20 protein-coding genes and 1 other annotated feature are annotated in these 20572 nt (G+C 36.2%); of the genes, 15 read left to right on the plus strand and 5 right to left on the minus strand.

Annotated elements, in window-relative coordinates; all coding sequences use genetic code 11:
• Positions 1-37 precede the first annotated feature (37 nt).
• The 3 genes from AC1DTM_RS00005 (at position 38) to AC1DTM_RS00015 (ending at position 2241) form a co-directional block, all read left to right on the plus strand.
• Positions 38-619: a TetR/AcrR family transcriptional regulator gene (locus AC1DTM_RS00005; protein ID WP_016103436.1), complete on the plus strand. Its 582-nt coding sequence runs from the start codon at positions 38-40 to the stop codon at positions 617-619.
• A gap of 66 nt (positions 620-685) precedes the next feature.
• The gene (locus AC1DTM_RS00010) at positions 686-1933 is read left to right on the plus strand and encodes an MFS transporter (protein WP_016103437.1); all 1248 of its coding nucleotides are present in this window, start codon (positions 686-688) and stop codon (positions 1931-1933) included.
• Positions 1934-1989: 56 nt separating this feature from the next.
• A complete protein-coding gene (locus AC1DTM_RS00015; RefSeq protein WP_078173516.1) occupies positions 1990-2241 on the plus strand; it encodes a helix-turn-helix transcriptional regulator in 252 nt (83 codons plus the stop codon).
• Between the two features lie 74 nt (positions 2242-2315).
• Here the strand turns inward: AC1DTM_RS00015 and AC1DTM_RS00020 are convergent, their stop codons facing one another.
• Together AC1DTM_RS00020 and AC1DTM_RS00025 are read right to left on the minus strand one after the other, a co-directional pair.
• Positions 2316-3599 (minus strand): MFS transporter, encoded by a 1284-nt coding sequence (locus AC1DTM_RS00020; RefSeq protein ID WP_016103438.1) that lies wholly within the window; start codon positions 3597-3599, stop codon positions 2316-2318.
• Positions 3600-3707: 108 nt separating this feature from the next.
• The gene (locus AC1DTM_RS00025; RefSeq protein ID WP_088098672.1) at positions 3708-5021 is read right to left on the minus strand and encodes an alkaline phosphatase family protein; all 1314 of its coding nucleotides are present in this window, start codon (positions 5019-5021) and stop codon (positions 3708-3710) included.
• A 154-nt stretch (positions 5022-5175) separates the two neighbouring features.
• Between AC1DTM_RS00025 and AC1DTM_RS00030 the strand changes: the two genes are divergently transcribed.
• A complete protein-coding gene (locus tag AC1DTM_RS00030; RefSeq protein WP_133059465.1) occupies positions 5176-5469 on the plus strand; it encodes a YesK-like family protein in 294 nt (97 codons plus the stop codon).
• 93 nt (positions 5470-5562) lie between these two features.
• Positions 5563-5769: a binding site (T-box leader), on the plus strand.
• Between the two features lie 45 nt (positions 5770-5814).
• Positions 5815-7245: a proline--tRNA ligase gene (proS, locus tag AC1DTM_RS00035; RefSeq protein WP_016103441.1), complete on the plus strand. Its 1431-nt coding sequence runs from the start codon at positions 5815-5817 to the stop codon at positions 7243-7245.
• 115 nt (positions 7246-7360) lie between these two features.
• On the opposite strand, the gene AC1DTM_RS00040 is transcribed toward proS, so the two are convergent.
• Complete coding sequence (locus AC1DTM_RS00040) at positions 7361-8467, minus strand: cell wall anchor protein (RefSeq protein ID WP_476999950.1); 1107 nt, start codon at positions 8465-8467, stop codon at positions 7361-7363.
• A gap of 207 nt (positions 8468-8674) precedes the next feature.
• Here AC1DTM_RS00040 and AC1DTM_RS00045 point away from each other — a divergent pair, with 207 nt between their 5' ends.
• From AC1DTM_RS00045 to AC1DTM_RS00075, 7 genes are all read left to right on the plus strand, one after another.
• Positions 8675-9553 (plus strand): ROK family protein, encoded by an 879-nt coding sequence (locus tag AC1DTM_RS00045; RefSeq protein WP_002113697.1) that lies wholly within the window; start codon positions 8675-8677, stop codon positions 9551-9553.
• A 128-nt stretch (positions 9554-9681) separates the two neighbouring features.
• Positions 9682-10278, plus strand: a complete 597-nt coding sequence (locus tag AC1DTM_RS00050) for a TerD family protein (protein ID WP_002029589.1) — start codon at positions 9682-9684, stop codon at positions 10276-10278.
• Between the two features lie 23 nt (positions 10279-10301).
• Positions 10302-10886 (plus strand): TerD family protein, encoded by a 585-nt coding sequence (locus tag AC1DTM_RS00055; protein ID WP_002113699.1) that lies wholly within the window; start codon positions 10302-10304, stop codon positions 10884-10886.
• A gap of 80 nt (positions 10887-10966) precedes the next feature.
• A complete protein-coding gene (locus AC1DTM_RS00060) occupies positions 10967-11545 on the plus strand; it encodes a TerD family protein (RefSeq protein ID WP_476999951.1) in 579 nt (192 codons plus the stop codon).
• Positions 11546-11618: 73 nt separating this feature from the next.
• Positions 11619-12410 (plus strand): TerC family protein, encoded by a 792-nt coding sequence (locus tag AC1DTM_RS00065; RefSeq protein ID WP_016103445.1) that lies wholly within the window; start codon positions 11619-11621, stop codon positions 12408-12410.
• A 110-nt stretch (positions 12411-12520) separates the two neighbouring features.
• Positions 12521-14152, plus strand: a complete 1632-nt coding sequence (locus AC1DTM_RS00070) for a YceG family protein (RefSeq protein ID WP_199714963.1) — start codon at positions 12521-12523, stop codon at positions 14150-14152.
• An 18-nt stretch (positions 14153-14170) separates the two neighbouring features.
• Positions 14171-15253, plus strand: coding sequence for a toxic anion resistance protein (locus AC1DTM_RS00075; protein ID WP_002115838.1), 1083 nt, complete (start codon positions 14171-14173; stop codon positions 15251-15253).
• A 53-nt stretch (positions 15254-15306) separates the two neighbouring features.
• Here AC1DTM_RS00075 and AC1DTM_RS00080 read toward each other — a convergent pair whose 3' ends face one another.
• Together AC1DTM_RS00080 and AC1DTM_RS00085 are read right to left on the minus strand one after the other, a co-directional pair.
• Positions 15307-17973 (minus strand): cation-translocating P-type ATPase, encoded by a 2667-nt coding sequence (locus tag AC1DTM_RS00080; RefSeq protein WP_016103446.1) that lies wholly within the window; start codon positions 17971-17973, stop codon positions 15307-15309.
• Positions 17974-18165: 192 nt separating this feature from the next.
• Positions 18166-18390, minus strand: coding sequence for a DUF1128 domain-containing protein (locus tag AC1DTM_RS00085; RefSeq protein ID WP_002113714.1), 225 nt, complete (start codon positions 18388-18390; stop codon positions 18166-18168).
• A gap of 177 nt (positions 18391-18567) precedes the next feature.
• On the opposite strand from AC1DTM_RS00085, the gene AC1DTM_RS00090 reads away from it, so the two are divergent.
• From AC1DTM_RS00090 to AC1DTM_RS00100, 3 genes are read left to right on the plus strand one after another with little or no spacing between them, the layout of a single operon-like run.
• A complete protein-coding gene (locus tag AC1DTM_RS00090) occupies positions 18568-19032 on the plus strand; it encodes a low molecular weight protein-tyrosine-phosphatase (RefSeq protein WP_002159414.1) in 465 nt (154 codons plus the stop codon).
• A 53-nt stretch (positions 19033-19085) separates the two neighbouring features.
• The gene (locus tag AC1DTM_RS00095) at positions 19086-19601 is read left to right on the plus strand and encodes a DUF4075 domain-containing protein (RefSeq protein ID WP_002115844.1); all 516 of its coding nucleotides are present in this window, start codon (positions 19086-19088) and stop codon (positions 19599-19601) included.
• A gap of 5 nt (positions 19602-19606) precedes the next feature.
• The gene (locus AC1DTM_RS00100; RefSeq protein ID WP_016103447.1) at positions 19607-20476 is read left to right on the plus strand and encodes a YihY/virulence factor BrkB family protein; all 870 of its coding nucleotides are present in this window, start codon (positions 19607-19609) and stop codon (positions 20474-20476) included.
• Positions 20477-20572 lie beyond the last annotated feature (96 nt).

The raw sequence follows: 20572 nt of genomic DNA on the forward strand, positions 1-20572 counted from the left end.
TTATTAGACTGAACGGTCGGTTTAGTGAGGTGTGAATATGAGAAGAAGTGCAGAAGAGATAAAGAAAGAAATTGCATATAAAGCAGAAAGTCTGTTTTCACAAAAAGGTTATGCAGCTACATCTATGGAAGATATTTGTGAAGTTACAGGGCGAAGTAAAGGAAGTATTTATTATCACTTTAAAAGTAAAGAAGAATTATTTTTATTTGTAGTGAAACAGCATACGTATGATTGGCTTGAGAAATGGAATGAAAAAGAGAAGTTGTATGTTACTAATATTGAGAAATTATATGGTCTCGCAGAATATTATGTAGAGGACATACAGCAACCTATTTCTAGTGCAATAGAAGAATTTTCTATGAGCCAAGTTGTAAGTAAAGAGATTTTAGATGAAATGTTAGCTCTAACTAGAGAATCGTATGTGATTTTTGAGAAATTAATTGAAACAGGCATAAAGTCTGGAGAGTTCCGTGAAGATAATACTCGCGATCTCATGTATATTGTGAATGGGTTATTATCAGGGCTTGGAGTACTTTACTATGAGTTAGATTACCAAGAGCTAAAACGAATTTATAAAAAGGCAATAGATGTATTGTTAAAAGGGATGGCAGCTGAATAATAAGTCAGCGGCTTTTCTTACAAAAAAATTAGACTGAACGGTCGGTTTATAAAAGGAGAAATGAGGATGAAGACTCTATTTAAAAACCGAGCATTTATGCTCGTTATGGCATCTGATATTTTACAACAATTTGCAATTTGGATCAGAAATATGGCTCTTTTGTATTTTATTATGGAGCGAACGAATAATGATCCGGTTTCAGTTTCTTTATTGTCGGTTATGGAATATGCACCAATTTTTATTTTTTCATTCATCGGTGGTGCGTTAGCAGATCGCTGGAATCCGAAGAGAACGATGGTTGCTGGAGATGTATTAAGCGTACTATCTATTATAGGAATTGTTTTATTGTTAAAGCTTGATTATTGGCAGGCTATATTTTTCGCAACACTCGTTTCCGCAATTGTAGGTCAGTTTTCTCAACCGTCATCTTCACGTATATTTAAGCGTTATGTAAAAGAAGAACAGGTAGCGAGTGCTATTGCATTTAACCAAACGTTACAGTCGTTATTTATGATTTTCGGACCAGTTGTAGGGTCAATTGTGTATACACAACTTGGTTTATTTACGTCACTATATAGCTTGATCATTTTATTTTTGTTATCGGCTATTGTCCTTTCGTTTTTACCAAAATGGGTTGAACAAGAGCAAGCAGTGAGAGGTTCATTAAAAAATGATATAAAAGAAGGATGGAAATACGTTCTTCACACGCGAAATTTACGTATGATTACAATTACTTTTACTATTATTGGTTTAGCAGTCGGATTAACGAACCCATTAGAAGTATTCCTTGTAATCGAACGTTTAGGCATGGAAAAAGAAGCTGTTCAATATTTAGCAGCAGCGGATGGAATAGGTATGCTAATCGGTGGTATTGTTGCTGCAGTTTTCGCTTCAAAAGTAAATCCGAAAAAGATGTTTGTATTTGGTATGAGTATATTAGCAATCTCATTTTTAGTCGAAGGGTTGTCTACATCATTTTGGGTTACTAGTTTGATGCGATTTGGAACAGGGATTTGTTTAGCCTGTGTCAATATCGTTGTCGGTACGCTTATGATTCAACTTGTACCAGAAAATATGATTGGAAGGGTAAATGGGACAATTTTACCACTGTTTATGGGTGCAATGCTAATTGGAACTTCACTAGCTGGGGGATTGAAGGAAATGACTTCACTAGTTATTGTATTTTGTATAGCGATGTCATTTATTTTATTAGCGATTGTGCCAGTTTTACGCATGAAGATAAGTGGAAATATTATAAATAAAGAAGAAGACGCAAATCAAAAGGAGTTAAACAATTCTTTAATTTCGAAATAAGTATCGTGAGGGAGCATGTTTGCTTCCTTTTTCTATGGAAATCTTTTGACAATGAAATGTACCAACTATATACTGATGTTGTAAAAATAATTTTACAGGTTAGGAGAAACGGTGTGAAAAATCAAATCTATGAATTACGCACTGAAAATAATATTTCACAAGGTGCATTAGCTGATAAGTGTAACGTATCAAGACAGACGATAAATGCAATTGAGAATAATAAGTATGATCCAAGCTTAGCGCTAGCATTCCGGTTAGCAGAAGTATTAGGAACAACTGTCGATAAACTATTTTTGTACAAGCTGTAGAGTCTTTAATTGTACAACGTTATCGTTAAAAATAAAGAAAAAGATCCTCTTCGCGTTTGAAGAGGATCTTTTTCTTATATTGTTTTAGTTTTCGGATTAGGTGGTGTAACGGACGTATCATTTTCAGGTACTCTAGTTAATAAGAATCCACCGATAATAAATAGGACGATAATACTAAGGACACCAGCGTTCGTTTTTCCTGTTAATTGTGTTGTGACACCTACTAATACTGGACCCATAATTGCCGCGAATTTACCAAAGATATTATAAAATCCGAAGAATTCATTTGCAGATTCTTTCGGCACTAGTTTTGCGAAATAAGAACGGCTAAGTGCTTGAATCCCGCCCTGAGAAGTAGCAACCAGCATTGCTAAAATCCAGAAATCTAGTGTCGTTTTTAAGAAATAAGCATATATGCAAATAATGATATAAATAATAATACCGACATATAGCATTTTTTTACCGGTAAATGTTTCTGATAGTTTTCCATATAATAAAGCGAATGGACAAGCGACAATTTGTGTTACAAATAAGATGATTAATAGATTGGTTGCACTAATACCGAGATCTGTTCCGTAAGCAGTAGACATAGTAATAATTGTATCTACCCCGTCAATGTAGAAAAAGTAAGCTATTAGGAACATAAATACAGTTTTATATTCTTTAATATTTTTAAAAGTATCAGCAAGGCGCTTGAAGCTCATTGCAATTGGTCTTGGATGACGTTCAATATAGTGTGTTTGCTCTACATTTTTTAGCATTGGTATCGTAAATAGTCCCCACCAAAGAGCTGTTATTGCAAAGGAAATTTGACTAGCAATTCCGACCGATAGGGGGATAGTTCCTTTTTGAGCAAGAATGATAAGAGCAATACAACCGATAAAAGGAATTGTGCTCCCAATATAACCTAATGCAAAGCCTCTTGTAGAAATTCGGTCCATTCTATCTTTAGATGTAACATCTATTAAAAATGCATCATAAAAAATATTTGCTCCAGCAAAGCCGACTAATGCGAGCATATAGCATCCTAGTAATAAGTACCACTGAGATGTTGGAACAACTGCTAGCATACTTGTAAATACGATACCGAGTCCAAAGAAGAATGTGAAAAATCGTTTTTTAAATCCCTTATAATCAGCAACTGTGCCGAGAATAGGAGCGAGTATAGAAATTAAAAGTGTAGCGAACGAGTTTGCATATCCCCAATAGGCTGTTGAAGTTGCACCAGATAGTCCAGCTTCTTTTGCAGCTGCTTTAAAGTAAATTGGAAATAATGCAGTTGTAATGACGAGCGAATATACCGAGTTAGCCCAATCATATAATATCCAGCTTTTTTCTTGTCTGGACATTTTTTTCATATAATGTTCCCCCTTAAATTTGTTCTACTAACAGTGTACAAAAATAAAAATTGTAAAAAGAGAAACAAGGATGATTTTTACATAACTTTTACATATATACACAGTTCTTTACAATTGAAGCAAATCCTCTACAATTGCTCCGTCTGTTTCACCTAAGTGCAAACCGAGTAATCTAGCAATAGTCGGGCCTTCATCAATAAGTCTCATATACGGGACTGTAACACCACTTTGAATGCCTTTCCCAGCAGCTATAAAAATTGTTTCATAGTTAGGTTTTGTTGGAGAATATCCGTGTGTTCCAAATGTATATTTCTTACTAGAAGTAACATCTTTTTTAGTAATTTCTTTTATGAAATCCCCTGTATAATTTTCAATGAAGTAATAACCTTCCATGGCTTCTAGCATAAATAAGCAATTACCATCAGCACCACGTTCTTTTGCATCTTCATCGTGCAGAATAAATTCAATTCCATTTTGTTTATCCTGAAGAAGCTCTTCAAGAAGAAGTTGAATCTCTTTAATCGTTTCAGTATCATTTTTATCTTTTACATGTACGTAGGCAGATCCATCACAGCTTTGGCAATAGGCTTTCCAATCTAGTAACTTTCCACTTTTATTTACGGATATAAGTCCTTTTTGACGAAATAGGACATTTAATTGGATTGCTTTATTTTCACTTAAAGCGCTATGGTCACCAAGTGCAATAATTGTACTCTCTTCGTATAGCCTGCTTTCTTTTAATGCATGAATAATTTTTCCAAGGCGTTCGTCGTGTCTATGGATTGCAGCTACTGTTTCCTCGGACTCGAAGCCATGATAATGTCTTTGAGTATCTAAATCAGTAAAATGTACAAACATAACATTAGGCTTTTTCGTCTGAATTGTATGTACGGCAGAAGCAAGGACGAAATCATCAAGCTCAGGCTGTGACAATCCATTTCGTATATGGCCGAAGCGACGATTTAAATCTAATTGATATAGCGGGCTACCGCTAAATAATGAAACTAAAATTTGATTTTGCCACGGTCTATTTGGAAAAATTTCTGGTAAATTGTAATCGATATTTGCTCTTCCAGTAACAGGCCATAGAAGGGATGCTGTCGTTAAATTTGCTTTGCGTGCTTCATCATATAAAGTTGTTCCTTTAATGGACTTTCGATACCAATGCCAATCTGGTGACTCACGTCCTGGTTGAAGTAATGTATTGCTGACAACGCCATGCTTATTAGGATAATTACCGGTTACGATTGTTGAGTGGCTTGGATATGTTACAGAAGGATAAATTGGCTCCACTTTTTTCGCAATCGCGCCCTTTTTTATTAAATTTTGGAAATTAGGTAGTTTTTGTAATATAGGAAAATCTAAAGCTGATAAGCAGTCGAAAGATAAAATAATGACGTGATTTGTTAATGCTTTATCCATAAAGTTTCCCTCCTGATTATATAAAACCTATTCTTATATATTACTATTAATACCTGGTAATAAGAATATATTTCTGAATAAAATTCTATTGTTTATTTTCAGAAAAATTAAACATATAATAAGTATAAGGGAATGGATGGAAGGAGGGAATACTATGGATTGGTTAGATGGATTTGGTATCTTTTACATCATTGGTGGAGTTACGATTCTCCTTGTATTTTTTATGTCATATTTACTAAAGAAACGTTTTCCAGACAAACAGTTTGATATTATATTTGCAATTAGTTTAGTACTTCTTTGTTTAGCTTTCTTTCCTGTAACAATGATGGCTATTGGTGGATGGGAAGGAATGGGATACGGATTTATTTGTTTCTTCGTTTTAATTGGTACACTAATTGGCATGGTGGCTCATCAACTTGTAAAAATAGTTCGGAAAAGTTATGTATAAAACAGTAATAATTGAAAAGAATGTATAAAAATAAGAAAATTCACTCTTGTTTTAAAATAAAATTTATATTATGATATTGAACAAATTTATTTCGTTATAACGATGAAAAAGGACTAGTACATGTCTTACCTTTTTTGCAGAGAGAGAATCCTTTTGGCTGGAAGATTCTTAAAAGGTGATATGGAACCTACCTTTGAGTTCTGCATATGCAGCGGGAAATTCCCGTTATCAAAAAGAGAGCATACTCAATTTTTTGTGTATGAATCAGGGTGGTAACGCCGACAAAGCTCGGTCCCTATTTGGGGACACGGGCTTTTTCTATTTTCTAAAGGAGGAAGAATAACTATGGTAAAAGAACAAGTACAAGCCATTACGAAGATGGAAGAAGACTTTGCTCAGTGGTATACCGATATTGTAAAAAAAGCGGAGCTTGTTGATTATTCAAGTGTGAAAGGTTGTATGATTTTACGTCCATACGGTTATGCATTATGGGAAAATATGCAGAAAGTGATGGATGAAAAATTAAAAGAATCTGGCCATGAAAATGTGTACATGCCAATGTTTATTCCAGAGAGTTTATTACAAAAAGAGAAAGATCATGTTGAAGGATTTGCTCCTGAAGTAGCATGGGTTACTCATGGTGGGGATGAAAAGTTAGCGGAAAGACTTTGTGTACGCCCTACATCTGAAACTCTATTTTGTGAGCATTTTTCAAAAATTGTTCAATCATATAATGATTTACCAAAGTTATATAACCAGTGGTGTTCAGTAGTTCGTTGGGAGAAGACAACGAGACCATTTCTTCGTACAACTGAATTTTTATGGCAAGAAGGTCACACGATTCATGAAACGGCAGAAGAATCTCAAATTGAAACATTAAATATTTTAAATCTATATGCTGCCTTTTGTGAAGAGTATTTAGCAATTCCGGTTATTAAAGGGCAAAAAACAGAAAAAGAAAAGTTTGCAGGAGCGAAGGCAACTTATACGATTGAAAGTTTAATGCATGATGGAAAAGCACTTCAAACAGGAACATCTCATAACTTTGGAACGAATTTCTCTGAAGCATTTGATATTAAGTTTTTAGATCGTAACGGTAAGTGGCAATATGTACACCAAACTTCGTGGGGTGTATCAACGAGAATGATAGGTGGACTTATTATGGTCCATAGCGATAATAACGGACTTGTAATGCCGCCAAAAGTCGCTCCATTACAAGTTGTTATTGTACCTATTGCTCAGCATAAAGAAGGTGTGTTAGAAAAAGCAACAGAGTTACAAGGACGTATTCAGAAGGTTGCGCGTGTAAAAATAGATGCTAGCAATAAAACACCGGGCTGGAAATTTAATGAGTATGAAATGAAGGGAATTCCAATTCGATTAGAAGTTGGTCCAAAGGATATTGAAAAGAATCAAGTTGTACTTGTAAGGCGAGATACGAAAGAAAAAGAATTTATAGCAATGGATCAATTAGAAGAACGTATTCCATCATTACTTGAGGAAATTCATCATTCTTTATTTAATAAAGCAAAAGTATTTCGCGATGAGAATACGTGTAGTGTGACGAATTTCGAAGAGATGAAAAAAGCAGCTGATGAAAAGCAAGGGTTTATTAAGGCGATGTGGTGTGGAGAACTAGCTTGTGAAGAGAAACTAAAAGAAGAAGTTGGAGTATCTTCACGCTGTATGCCTTTTGAACAAGAACATTTAGCTGACGAATGTATTTGCTGTAGTAAAGAAGCAAAGCACATGGTCTATTGGGGAAAAGCATATTAATACTCTTTCTGATAGATGCCAAAAGGACTTTGGGTTGCATAATAAACTGCAATCCAAAGTCCTTTTTAGTTTTATATTGGTTTCATGTATTTTTTAGATGGAAGGATGTTGGTCTTTATTTTGCATTTTTACGGCGAATAAACAATAACATACCAATTAGGAATGTTGAAAGTCCCATTAAAATAGATGCAGGATAATGCGCTGCAGTAGTAGGTAACTTATCACCTTGTTTTGTCGCATTATCTTTTACGTTACCACCTTGTGAACTGCTATCACCTTTAACTCGATTGCCCTCTTGAGAGCCTTTGCCATCTTGCGAACTGCTATCGCCCTTAACTCGATTGCCACCAGAACCACTACCGCCAGAGCCGCTACCACCAGAACCGTTACCACCGGAACCATTGCCACCAGAACCGTTGCCACCAGAACCGTTGCCACCAGAACCGCTACCGCCAGAACCGTTGCCACCAGAACCGTTACCACCGGAACCGTTGCCACCAGAACCGTTACCACCAGAACCGTTACCACCAGAACCGTTACCACCGGAACCGTTGCCACCAGAACCGCTGCCACCAGAACCGCTACCGCCAGAGCCGCTACCACCAGAACCGTTACCACCGGAACCGTTGCCACCAGAACCGCTACCACCAGAACCACTACCACCAGAACCACTGCCATCAGAACCGCTGCCACCAGAACCGCTACCGCCAGAGCCGCTACCACCAGAACCGTTACCACCGGAACCATTGCCACCAGAACCGTTGCCACCAGAACCACTGCCATCAGAACCGTTGCCACCAGAACCGTTGCCACCAGAACCACTGCCATCAGAGCCGCTACCGCCAGAACCGTTGCCACCAGAGCCGTTGCCACCAGAACCGYTGCCACCAGAACCGTTGCCACCAGAGCCGCTACCGCCAGAACCGTTGCCACCAGAACCGTTGCCACCAGAGCCGTTGCCACCAGAGCCATTGCCGCCAGAACCGTTGCCACCAGAACCACTGCCATCAGAGCCGCTACCGCCAGAACCACTATCGTCCTGAGAACCGTTGCTTCCTGGAGGTTTATTATTATCTTTTGAGTTTCCTTCTGCTAAATGATCACTGTTTTGTACAATAGCGTTTGTTATTGGATTGAAGTTTTCAGTTGCAGCACTACCAATATTTAAGCCGCTAAAAAAGGATAAAGAAAGTGTTGATGCTAAAATGAAGATTTTTGTCATTTTTTTCCTCCTGAAGAAAAAATTATTGTTCCATCTAAAATACACCCCTTCGTAATATTTCATAGGAAAAAGAGTTTTATGCAAAAAAAACTATATATAGAAAAAGGTGGTGTATTTCTAAAGGGAGAAAAGAGTTAATGTAAATTTTTTGCAAATAGTAGAGTGATGGAGAATTTATACTCATAACAGTAGAGGAAGTGGCAACGGATGAAAGAATATATTGCATTTGATATTGGTGGTACGCAAATTAAATATGGAATTGTTTCAGAAATAGGGGTAGTACTAATGCATAAAAAGGTCCCAACAGAAATTCACTTGGGCGGGGAACAAATTGTTCAAAAGCTTATATATTTATCAAAAAAGTTAATGACTGAACATACTATTTCCGGAATTGGTATTAGTACAGCGGGAATTGTTGATATTGATAAAGGAGTGATAACGGGAGGTGTGGATCATATTCCGCGTTATGCTAATATTTCTATTGTTGAGAGATTACAAGAAGCATTAAAAGTTCCTGTATCTATTGAAAATGATGTTAATTGTGCAGCCTTAGGCGAGAAATGGAAAGGTACAGGGAGGGGAGAAAGCGATTTTATTATGCTTACGCTTGGAACGGGCATTGGTGGAGCAATTGTTATAAATGGGGAGTTATACCGTGGACATTCGTTTGGCGCTGGGGAATGGGGGAACATGTTAATAGAAGGGAATACTTTTGAGGAGGTTGCCTCAATTTCGGGATTAATTCATCTTGTACGAAGATATAAAGGTGAAAAGGAGTGGGATGGTAAAACAATTTTCGAATTATATGATAAGGGTGATAGCGGTGTTACTCAAGCCGTGAAGATTTTCTTTAAACATTTGGCGATTGGAATTAGTAACCTTGCTTATATTTTTAATCCGAAAATAATTATTATTGGTGGGGGAATTACTGAAAGAGGAGATGATTTCTTAAATGAAGTGAAGAAAGAGATAGGAACATACTTAAATCAAGAGATTTATAGTAATTGTGAGATTAAACTTGCACAAAGCGGCAATTGTGCAGGAATGATTGGTTCTATTTACCACTTATTACATCAGTATAAATAAATATAGTATCTGTTTTCATATAATTGAGAATTTATCCTTTTTCTCATTAGATAAATAATGCTACAATATAAGAGGAGAATACAATGTTTTCCGATTTGGAAAATGCTTTGTAGAAAGGAAGAAACTTCATGCCTATTATTTTAGAAAAAGGACAAAAGATTGATTTAACGAAAGGACAACCGAGAGTAGCGAAACTGCAGGTTGGCTTAGGCTGGGATCCAATTGGGCAATCAGGTGGGTTTCTGTCTTCTTTATTTGGAAGTAAACCAAGTGTAGATTGTGATGCATCTGTTGTTATGTTAGAAGGGGATCGTTTTTTAAACAAAAATGATCTAGTTTACTTCGGCAACAAACTTTCTACTTGTGGTAGTATCATTCATTCAGGAGATAATTTAACAGGTGAAGGCGCTGGTGACGACGAAACAATTTTCGTAGAATTACATAAAGTTCCGAGCCGTATTAATCGTTTAGTATTCGTTGTAAATATTTACGACTGTGTAAATCGTCGTCAAGATTTTGGGATGATTCGCAATGCATATATTCGTATTCAAAACCCACAAACAGGTGAAGAATTAGCACGTTATAACTTGTCAGATAATTACGCTGGCAAAATGACTTTAATTGCAGGGGAAATGTATCGAGACGGAAACGAATGGAAGTTTTCAGCAGTTGGAGAAGGAACACAAGATAAAAACTTAAGTGAGATTGTATCACGTTACCAATAAAATAAACCAAGGAGGAATCGTATATGGCATCAATTTCATTGAAAAAAGGACAAAAGGTAGACTTAACAAAAACAAATCCAGGTCTTTCGAAAGTTCTTGTAGGACTTGGTTGGGATACGAATCGTTATGACGGACAAAACGATTTCGATTTAGATGTTAGTATCTTCTTAGTAGGTGCTAACGGTAAAGTTTCAGGAGCAGAGGATTTCGTCTTCTATAATAATCCAAAAGGTGCGAATGGTGCTGTAGAGCATTTAGGAGATAACCGTACAGGTGAAGGTGAAGGCGACGATGAAACAATTAAAATAGACTTAAAAAATGTTCCTGCACATATCGAACGTATTTGCTTCGCAATCACAATTTATGATGGAGAAGGCCGTAGCCAAAACTTCGGACAAGTTTCTAACTCTTTCGTACGCATTCTGGATGAAGAAAAGAATGCAGAATTAATTCGTTACGATTTAGGAGAAGATTTCTCTATTGAAACAGCTGTAGTAGTAAGCGAATTATACCGTCACGCAGGTGAATGGAAATTCAATGCAATCGGAAGTGGATTCCAAGGTGGATTAGGTTCTCTATGTAATAACTTTGGTTTAGATGTAGAGTAATAGATTTATATATCCATCAGTGAAACGCGTATTTACTGATGGATATATTTTTTGAAATTAAAATATAGAGGTGAATATATATGGTTATTCAATTGCAAAAAGGACAGAAAATTGATTTAGCTAAAACAAGCCCAGGTTTATCAAGAGCAGTAATTGGTCTTGGATGGGATATTAAATCTTATGATGGTGGATCTGATTTCGATTTAGATGCATCTGCCTTTTTATTAGATGCGAACGGGAAATGTACGAAGGAAACTGATTTTATTTTCTATAATAATTTACAGTCTCCTTGTGAATCAGTTTTACATACAGGAGATAACCGTACAGGTGCAGGTGAAGGCGATGATGAGCAACTTGTTGTCGATTTGAAAAAGGTTCCAGCAGATGTTCATAAAATTGCTATTACAGTTACAATTTATGATGGTGAAGGCCGTAATCAAAACTTTGGACAGGTTGCAAATGCATTCGTTCGTTTAGCAAATGAAGAAACAAACGAAGAAGTTCTTCGTTTTGATTTAGGGGAAGATTTCTCCATTGRAACAGCAGTTGTCTTTTGTGAATTATATCGTCATAATGGACAGTGGAAGTTTAGTGCAGTAGGAAGCGGATTCCAAGGTGGATTAGGTGCGCTTGTAAAAGCGTATGGCTTGGATGCATAAGAAGGGAAACGGCATTCGTTTCCTTTTTTTGACCTTTCTATAAATCTAGCAAAGAATAGGGGATAAAGGTAAGATGAGTATTTTGCAAGGAATCCTTGATACGTATGCTCAGTTTTTCGACTTGGACATGTGGATTAAAGTGTTACAAGATCCAGTATCTTGGGGGTTAATAGGTACACTTGTTGTACTTGAAGGTTTATTATCTGCTGACAATGCACTTGTGTTAGCGGTAATGGTAAAACATCTTCCAGAAGAAAAACGAAAAAAAGCATTATTCTATGGACTGATTGGAGCTTATGTATTCCGTTTTATTGCAATTGGAATCGGAATGTTCTTAATTAAATTGGCATGGGTAAAAGTGTTAGGTGCGCTTTACTTAGCTTGGCTGTCAATTAAATATTTCATTGATAAAAGAAAAGGCACTTCAGAAGAAGAGGAAGCCCATGGTTTGAACCAAAATAGTATTCTCTTCAGAATGTTCGGTGTTTTCTGGGGAACGGTTGCGATGGTTGAATTAATGGATATCGCATTCTCTGTAGATAGTGTACTTGCTGCATTTGGTGTATCGAATGAAGTTTGGATTTTACTATTAGGTGGAATGCTCGGTATTTTAATGATGCGTGGTATCGCTGGCGTATTCTTAAAATTGTTAGAGCGTATTCCAGAACTTGAAACGACAGCATATATTTTAATCTTAATTATTGCGGCAAAAATGCTGTTATCTGTCATTCATATTGAAGTAAGTCATACAGTGTTCTTTATTGTTTTAGTTGTAGCGTTTGGAATAACATTTATAATTCACTACATGAAGAATAGTGGACAAGCACGAGAAGAAGTTGCAGCTACTAAAAATGAACATAAATAATTGAAATGGGTTTGCTCGTTATGCGAGCGCCCATTTTTTATAACTAAAAATAGTTTATAATAGAAGAGAGACTTTAGAAAAAACGTAAATGTTTTTGGAGGTGAACTGTTGTGTTTTCACGTTTTACACTTCAACCATGTGCATTAAAAGATGAATCAGATTTAAAGCAATTTGAAGCACTTTTAGAAAAACGCCCACAATATGAACTGACAGAGAATGAGATGAAATTTAGTTACATAGCAAGTCGCATTCTTGGTGTTCCGAATGATGTAGATGAATATTTCAATGGGCTATTTGATTATAGTGAAGCAAAAGGGATCGAGGTTTTGCATGAACAAAATTTAAATAAGGTGATTGATCCCGAAAAACTGCGCCATATTCAAGAAGTTTTTGCATTACATCAAGAAGCGCCGAATGGACTTACAGTAAATAGGCTTGTAGCACATTTGTCTGGGAAACAACTATTACCGCAAGTAGACAATCCGGATTTACAGCATTATATATATACGACGTTTATTGCTGTATTGAAATTGTATGAGAAACAACATAATCAATCTTTAAAAACAGAAGGATTCCGGCGTTTCTTAATCGATATGATTAAATTAAGTGAAAATTACGTAGCGAAGTGGTTCTCTACGATTAATTATAAGAAACAAATGCCGCGTATCGTTTGGTACGGTGATGCGACGGAGAGTCGTATATATTTCTTATACTTTCTTATTATGCTCGGCTGCGATGTGCTTTATTATCACCCAGAAGGAAAAGATGGATTTGAGAGTGTAGATGAGGAAGGAAAGACCTTTGTCATATCTCATTCGGGTCGTATTTCATTAGAACCATTTCCTGATCGGCGTCGTGAACGCGTCGCAACAGTAGCTTATCAAGCTTCAAAAGAAATCGAGCAAGTACTTCACCACGATAATTCATTATTATACAAACCGTGGCAATTCCGTTCGTATACACCTGTAGCCCGTACGCTCAAAACAACGTACGATGAACTCTTTTTAATTACGAAAGAAAAGGCATTTGTACGTCCAACATTCTTTGTTGAAAATAAGCATATTTATATTCCTTCTTTATTTGCAAAAATATCAGGCGTTTCAAAGAATGATAAAGAATATTTCCAGCGATTAAAGGCTGTTACATCATTTGATAACAGTTTTTTAATTAATACATTCCCGTTTACGAAAGAACAAAAAGCGAATTTCCAATATCATTATCGTGATGCATTGGACCGCGGGGGGAAGTTACATCCGGATTTAATTATGAACAGCCACTGGTGGTCGCATAAGCGTTTACCAGAAGGATTACAACATGGTATTGCAGAAGCGATTATTCATACGTGTGAAAGTGAAATGTGTAAACCAATTGCGAGAGAGACGAAACAAGATGTAGCACTGTATGTTTTCGCACAACTCTCGCAAATACCACCGAACATTTTAGAGCAGCTTGAGAAATTTGATTATTCGCAAGAAGTACCGAAAATTGTTATATTTAATAATGAGAAGAGCGGAGAATTAAGTCGTTCTGATGCTGTGTTATTACTATTTTTAAATCAAATTGGAGTAGATGTATTCCACTTTAATCCAACGGGGAGAAACGATATTGAACCGTATATTGAATCAGGAGCATTTGACTCACATTGGCTTGAAGAAGTTAATTTCGATCTTGAATTTCATGGTTCATCAGCCTATAAAAATTTATCACAAACAATAAAAGGACTATTTCGTCCATTTTTATAAGGAAAGGGAGAATATCATATGAATAACCCAGTCGTACTAGATTCGAAAACAGAATTGAATGAGCAAACCGCACAAGACGTTCGCTTGCAACTTAGACAAGATGCTGAAGTACAACGTATTTATAATGCAGTAGACATTAAAGACCAACTAGAATTAATCGAGCTTGGAAAAGAGCCTTCTATGGAGATTTCACGTTTCGCTGATCAAATTTTACATACAATGTCTTTATCGAAAATAGAAGACTCTGGTGAATTATTAAAACAGCTTGGTAAAATTATGGACAGATTTGATAGTAAAGACTTTGCGGAAGAGAAAAGTGGTTTCTTCTCACGTATGTTCAAAAAAGCAGATAAAATGATTGAACAAATCTTTAGTAAGTATCAGACGATGGGTCGCGAAATGGATAAAGTATACGTAGAAATTACGAAGTATCAAGATGAAATGAAAAAATCAATTGGTACGTTAGATGGTTTATATGAGCAAAACTTAAAGTATTATTTAGACTTAGAAAAATACGTAGTAGCAGGGGAAATGTTATTAGAGCGTTTAAATACAGAGTTAGTTCCGATGTACGAAGAACGCATACGTAATAATGATCAGTTAGCAGGTATTGAATTAGAATCGCTTAAAAACTCTGTTGAAATTTTAGAACAACGTATTGATGATTTAGAAAAAGCACGTATGGTTGCTCTATTAACAGCGCCACAAATTCGTATGATTCAACGCGGTAACAATAAATTAATCGGTAAAATCAATACAGCATTTATTACAACGATTCCTATTTTTAAAAATGGTATCATTCAAGCGGTAAATGCGAAACGTCAAAAACTTGTTGCGGACTCTATGGCTGAACTTGATCGCCGTACAAATGAATTACTTAAGAAAAATGCACAAAATATCGCAACTCAAAGTGTGGAAGTAGCGAGAATATCAGGTTCTTCTAGTATTAAGATGGAAACACTTGAGGAAACTTGGAACATTATTTCAAGAGGTATGCAAGAAACACAACAAATTGAAGAGCAAAATAAACGTGAGCGTGAAGAAAGTCGTAAGCGTATGGCTACATTAACAGAAAACATTAAAAAAGAATTACAAGGATAAACAAAAAGGCAATGAGGAATATTCCTCATTGCCTTTTATTCGCTATTTGCACTTTATTTTCTCTTAAATAATTTAATGATTTCATTCACAACAAGCGGAATGATACTTAACAAGAGAACAAATCCCCAATCTCGCATTGTTAATGCATGCACACCAAATATATTGGCAAGAGGTGGGATGGAGATGATACACACTTGCATAAGAACACCGATTAGAAGTGAGAAGACTAAATATTTATTTGTAAATATCCCAATTGAAAAAATTGATTTCGTTCTTGAACGTAAGTTAAATGAATGAACGAGTTGAGAAAAACTAAGAACGACAAATGCCATCGTTTGAGCGTGTAATAGAGCGTCTTCATCAATTTGATCTGGGAAGAGAGGAAATAAATTTGTATCTCCTGTATAGAGCTTTGCCCCGACGATAAAGGCTGTTAAAGTAAGAAGTCCAATTACAACCCCATTGAAAATAAGAAAAGGAACGCTGCCGCTAAATAAGCTTTCTTTCGCATGTCGTGGTTTGTCCTTCATCACATCTGGATCTTCAGGATCAACACCGAGTGATAATGCAGGCAGTGTATCTGTAATTAAATTTACCCACAAAATGTGAATAGGTCGTAGTGGTGTTGCCCAGCCGAGTAAAATAGCTAAAAAGAGAGCTATAATTTCGCCGAAGTTACAAGAGAGTAGGAAGAGAATAGACTTTTTAATATTACGATAAATATTTCTTCCTTCTTCAACAGCTTTCACAATAGATGAGAAGTTATCATCTGTTAAAACTACATCTGCTGCGCCTTTTGCGACATCTGTTCCTGTAATTCCCATTGCTACTCCAACATCAGCTTGTTTTAAAGAGGGAGCATCATTTACACCGTCACCAGTCATGGAAACGATATTTCCTTCATCACGTAATGCTTTTACAATCTTCACTTTATGTTCTGGAGAAACCCTAGCAAAGACATTTAAGTGATTAATTTTACTTGCTAGTTCTGTATCTGAAATGTTATCTAATTCAGTTCCAATCATAATTTCAGATTTTTCTTCAGCGATACCAAGTTCTTTGGCAATTGCAAAGGCGGTATCCTTATGATCACCAGTAATCATAACTGTGCGAATACCAGCTTTTTTACATTCTATAATTGAATCTTTTACTTCTGTGCGTGGTGGATCAATCATACCGATAAGACCGATAAAGATGAGATTTTCTTCGAGGTGATTAATATCCACATCGTTTGAATCGTATCGTTTATATGCGAATGAAAGTACTCTTAAGGCTTCTTGCGACATTGACCCGGCAGCTTCTAATATTTGATTTTTATCAGAATCTGTTAGGACCTCCAGTTTATTATTAATAAAAATATGGGTACAGTGAGGTAAAAGTTTATCAATAGCACCTTTCGTCATGCTATAGTAGCCTTCATCGTACGTATGTACAGTTGACATCATTTTACGATCAGAATCGAAAGGCAATTCGTTAACACGTTCATGTTTATTTTCTAAATAATCTTTTTGAATGTTAAAAGAGCTTCCGGCAACAAGAAGGGCAATTTCTGTAGGATCCCCCGTTTGTGAGTCGGCACCGTAAGAAGCATCGTTGCATAAAACCATGTTTTCTAATAATAGACGGTGTGCAGCATTATTTACATTCAAATTTTCTAGCTGATCGTATGCACGATCACTATAAAAGTGAGTAACAGTCATTTTATTTTGAGTTAATGTACCTGTTTTATCTGAACAAATAATCGTGACAGAACCGAGAGCTTCAACAGCTGGTAGTTTACGAATGATAACGTTTTGTTTAATCATACGCTGAACACCAATTGCAAGAACGATGGAAACGATAGCTGGTAAGCCTTCTGGAATGGCTGCAACAGCTAAACTAATTGCGGTCATAAACATTTCCAAAGTATCTCTTCCTTGTAAAAAACCGATGAGAAACATAATAACGCAAATAGCTACAGCGACAAAACCTAAATATTTTCCTACTTGTGCTAAGCTTTTTTGAAGCGGTGTCATATCATCTTCAGCTTCATGCAAAAGAGTTGCGATTTTTCCGATTTGTGATTTCATTCCAGTTTCGACAGCAACACCGACGCCACGTCCGTATGTTACTAACGTCGACATAAAGGCCATGTTTTTTTGATCGCCTAATGGTACTTGCTCATCACTTTGCATGGAAGGGTGGTAGACTGCATCTTTATCGACAGGGACAGATTCACCAGTTAGAGCAGATTCTTCAATTTTTAAATTCGCAGTTTCGATAAGTCGTAAATCGCAGGGGATATACCGCCCAGCATCAAGCATAACGATATCACCTGGAACGACGTGCTCAGATGGAATCTCTTTAAGTTCACCATCTCGCTTTACGATAGCTTTAGGTGTTGCCATCTTTTTCAATGCTTCTAAAGCCTGTTCTGCTTTCGATTCTTGGATTACACCGATAACAGCATTTAAAACTACAACGAGCGCGATAATACTTGCATCGGCCCATTCACCTACAAAGGCGGAAATAAGGGCAGCGATAATAAGGACATATACGAGGACGTCATTAATTTGGGCGAAAACGCGCTGCCATAAAGTACGTTTTTGTTTTGAAGTCAATTCGTTTGGACCATACTGTTTTAAACGTTCATTTACGTTTTCATCTGTTAAACCGTGCTGTTCATTTGTTTCTAGGTCGATTAATGTTTGATTTTTCGTCTTACTGTACCAATTGCTCATAAGTAAGCACCCCCAGTAAAAACAGTTAGCAATGGTAGTGTGGCAATTTTTTTAGAGTAGTATGTATGGAGAAAAAATCTAAGGTGAGGTTCTACTTTCATTGTACAGTATTTTAGAATGTGATGAGGAAAAGAGAAGAGTTGTCATGAATTTGTTGAAATTAAAAGAGCCTCGAATACGTGAGGCTCTTTGTCATTTTTTAATTAATGTACCTAATTCCTCAGTAATAGCTTGCATTTCACTAATACTGAATGTTTCACGTTTCATAACATGCTCATAAATGTCACGTAAGTCCTCGTACATTTCTGCGTTAAAACTAGCAGCTCTCATTGCTCCAGCATTAACCATGCGTAATTTTTCTTTAATAGCTTCTACCATATATTCAACGTTTGCTTCTGATTTTACGGATAAATCCACCGAAGTGTCCCCCTTTAAAATAACATAAGGTTATCTTAACATTTTTTTATCATTTTCGTTAATGAAACTTTTCAATCCTATTAAATTAGTAGGGATTTCCTTTATATTTAATAATTGGTTGTTTATACTATATAAGTATATAGTAAGAAATGCACCAAGAAGGGAAGAAACAAAAATATGGTCCGAGTATTGTTTGTTTGTCTTGGGAACATTTGTCGTTCTCCAATGGCAGAAGCAATTTTTCGAGATCTTGTCGTAAAAGAGGGACTCGAAGAGAAAATTGTCATTGATTCTGCAGGAACTGGAGATTGGCATATTGGTCATCCACCACATAAAGGAACACAAAAAATTTTAAAAGAAAATGAAGTCTCTTTTGAAGGAATTAAAGCACGGCAAGTAGAAAAAGAAGACTTAACAAAGTTTGATTATATTATTGCCATGGACAACAAGAATATAGCGGATTTAAAAAGTTTTGATAAAACTGGAGGCTATATTGGTAGACTGTCCGATTTTGTTCCAGACGGTGGCTGGACAGACGTTCCTGACCCTTACTTTACAGGGAACTTCCAAGAAGTGTATGACCTTGTAACAGAAGGGTGTGTAAAGCTATTAGCTTTCATTCGAAATGAACAAGGAATATGAGGAAGCTTAGAAAGTAATACTTTCTAATATAAGAAATGAAAGGGTGAAGGAATATGGCAAAGAAAAATAATATTGCTCGAAACATTGCGATTGGTGTAGCTGCAGGTGTAGCTGTATCTATGTTAAAGAAAGAAAACCGTGAAAAAGTAAAAAACACGGCAGAAAAAGCAAAAACAAAGATGATTGAAATTGGTGAAAATGCGAAGATAAAAGAAAAAGTGCAAACTGTTACAGATAAAGGACGCGAACTTGCTGATTTCAATGTAGTGAAAGCGAAAGTAGCAGAAATTAAAAAATTGACGCCGTCTGTTGTAGAAACGTTAAAAGAAACGAAAGAAATTTTTAGTAAGAAAAAAATTGTGCCAGTAGAAAAACCGGAAACGATTGAAATTCAAGCTGTATCTCCAAAGGTAGATGAGCTTAAAGCAGAAGAAGAGCCAGTGGTAGCTGAAGATGGTGGTATGAAAGAAGCGCGTGAATTATTTATGAAGGACTCAAATGCAGAGGAAAAAAAAACTGAAGCATACATTGAGCTAAAGCAAAATAAAGAAGAGAAGAAAAGCGTCTAAAAAATATGAGAAAATTTCTAGAAAAAGCAAAAAGAAATCGCACTTTTTCGTTTGGGAAAGATTTATATGACCGGACGATGCGCGATGATGTAGCGGGCTTAGCAGCACAGCTCGCTTATTTCTTCTTGCTTGCGATTTTCCCTGGGCTTGTTTTCTTAATTACGCTTCTTGGCTTTATTGACCTTCAAACAGAAAGTGTGCTCAATTTATTAGAACCGTACGTACCAGAAGATGCGATGAACTTAATTGAAGTAAACGTAGATAAAGTTGTAAACGAACAAAATGGTGGTTTATTATCATTCGGTTTACTATCGATGTTATGGTTTGCTTCTAATGGAGTAAATGCGATTATGAATGCTTTTAACCGTGCTTATGATGTAACAGAAACACGCTCCTTTATTAAAACAAGAGCTTTATCAATTGTGTTTACATTAGCTATTATTTTTATGATTGTCTTTGCGCTAATTGTTCCAGTATTCGGACAAGTAATTGGTGCAGCAGTGTTTAAAGCAATTGGTTTATCGGATAGTTTTGCTTATGTGTGGAGTATTGCACGTTTAGTAGCGAGTTTCTTCGTTTTGGTCGCTTTGTTTAGCTTTTTATATACGTTTGCACCTGATCGGAAATTAAAGCGAAGAGAAGTCATATCGGGGGCTTTATTTGCTACTGTAGGGTGGATTGTGGTATCGTACTCATTTGCCTATTATGTAGATAAATTTGCAAATTACGCTAATACATATGGTGGTCTCGGTGGTATCATTATTTTAATGTTATGGTTTTACTTAACTGCGTGGGTAATTTTACTTGGCGGTGAAATTAATGGTTTACTCCATCATTATAGAACGGGTGACAATAATTCCCGTAATGAAAAATGAGCTCTTGTTCCATAATAAAAGGGGACAGGGGGGATATTTCATGAGTAATAATAAAAAGAACCACAACAATAAAAGCAACAATAAACAAAAGAGCAG

The organism is Bacillus sp. P4_D3, assembly GCF_056401855.1.

Bases quoted from the DNA above. Each gene is read 5' to 3' on its own strand.
- AC1DTM_RS00005 (WP_016103436.1), top strand. From the start codon at position 38: ATGAGAAGAAGTGCAGAAGAGATAAAGAAAGAAATTGCATATAAAGCA.
- AC1DTM_RS00010 (WP_016103437.1), top strand. From the start codon at position 686: ATGAAGACTCTATTTAAAAACCGAGCATTTATGCTCGTTATGGCATCT.
- AC1DTM_RS00015 (WP_078173516.1), top strand. From the start codon at position 1,990: ATGTACCAACTATATACTGATGTTGTAAAAATAATTTTACAGGTTAGG.
- AC1DTM_RS00020 (WP_016103438.1), bottom strand. From the start codon at position 3,599: ATGAAAAAAATGTCCAGACAAGAAAAAAGCTGGATATTATATGATTGG.
- AC1DTM_RS00025 (WP_088098672.1), bottom strand. From the start codon at position 5,021: ATGGATAAAGCATTAACAAATCACGTCATTATTTTATCTTTCGACTGC.
- AC1DTM_RS00030 (WP_133059465.1), top strand. From the start codon at position 5,176: ATGGATTGGTTAGATGGATTTGGTATCTTTTACATCATTGGTGGAGTT.
- proS (WP_016103441.1), top strand. From the start codon at position 5,815: ATGGTAAAAGAACAAGTACAAGCCATTACGAAGATGGAAGAAGACTTT.
- AC1DTM_RS00045 (WP_002113697.1), top strand. From the start codon at position 8,675: ATGAAAGAATATATTGCATTTGATATTGGTGGTACGCAAATTAAATAT.
- AC1DTM_RS00050 (WP_002029589.1), top strand. From the start codon at position 9,682: ATGCCTATTATTTTAGAAAAAGGACAAAAGATTGATTTAACGAAAGGA.
- AC1DTM_RS00055 (WP_002113699.1), top strand. From the start codon at position 10,302: ATGGCATCAATTTCATTGAAAAAAGGACAAAAGGTAGACTTAACAAAA.
- AC1DTM_RS00065 (WP_016103445.1), top strand. From the start codon at position 11,619: ATGAGTATTTTGCAAGGAATCCTTGATACGTATGCTCAGTTTTTCGAC.
- AC1DTM_RS00075 (WP_002115838.1), top strand. From the start codon at position 14,171: ATGAATAACCCAGTCGTACTAGATTCGAAAACAGAATTGAATGAGCAA.
- AC1DTM_RS00080 (WP_016103446.1), bottom strand. From the start codon at position 17,973: ATGAGCAATTGGTACAGTAAGACGAAAAATCAAACATTAATCGACCTA.
- AC1DTM_RS00090 (WP_002159414.1), top strand. From the start codon at position 18,568: ATGGTCCGAGTATTGTTTGTTTGTCTTGGGAACATTTGTCGTTCTCCA.
- AC1DTM_RS00095 (WP_002115844.1), top strand. From the start codon at position 19,086: ATGGCAAAGAAAAATAATATTGCTCGAAACATTGCGATTGGTGTAGCT.
- AC1DTM_RS00100 (WP_016103447.1), top strand. From the start codon at position 19,607: ATGAGAAAATTTCTAGAAAAAGCAAAAAGAAATCGCACTTTTTCGTTT.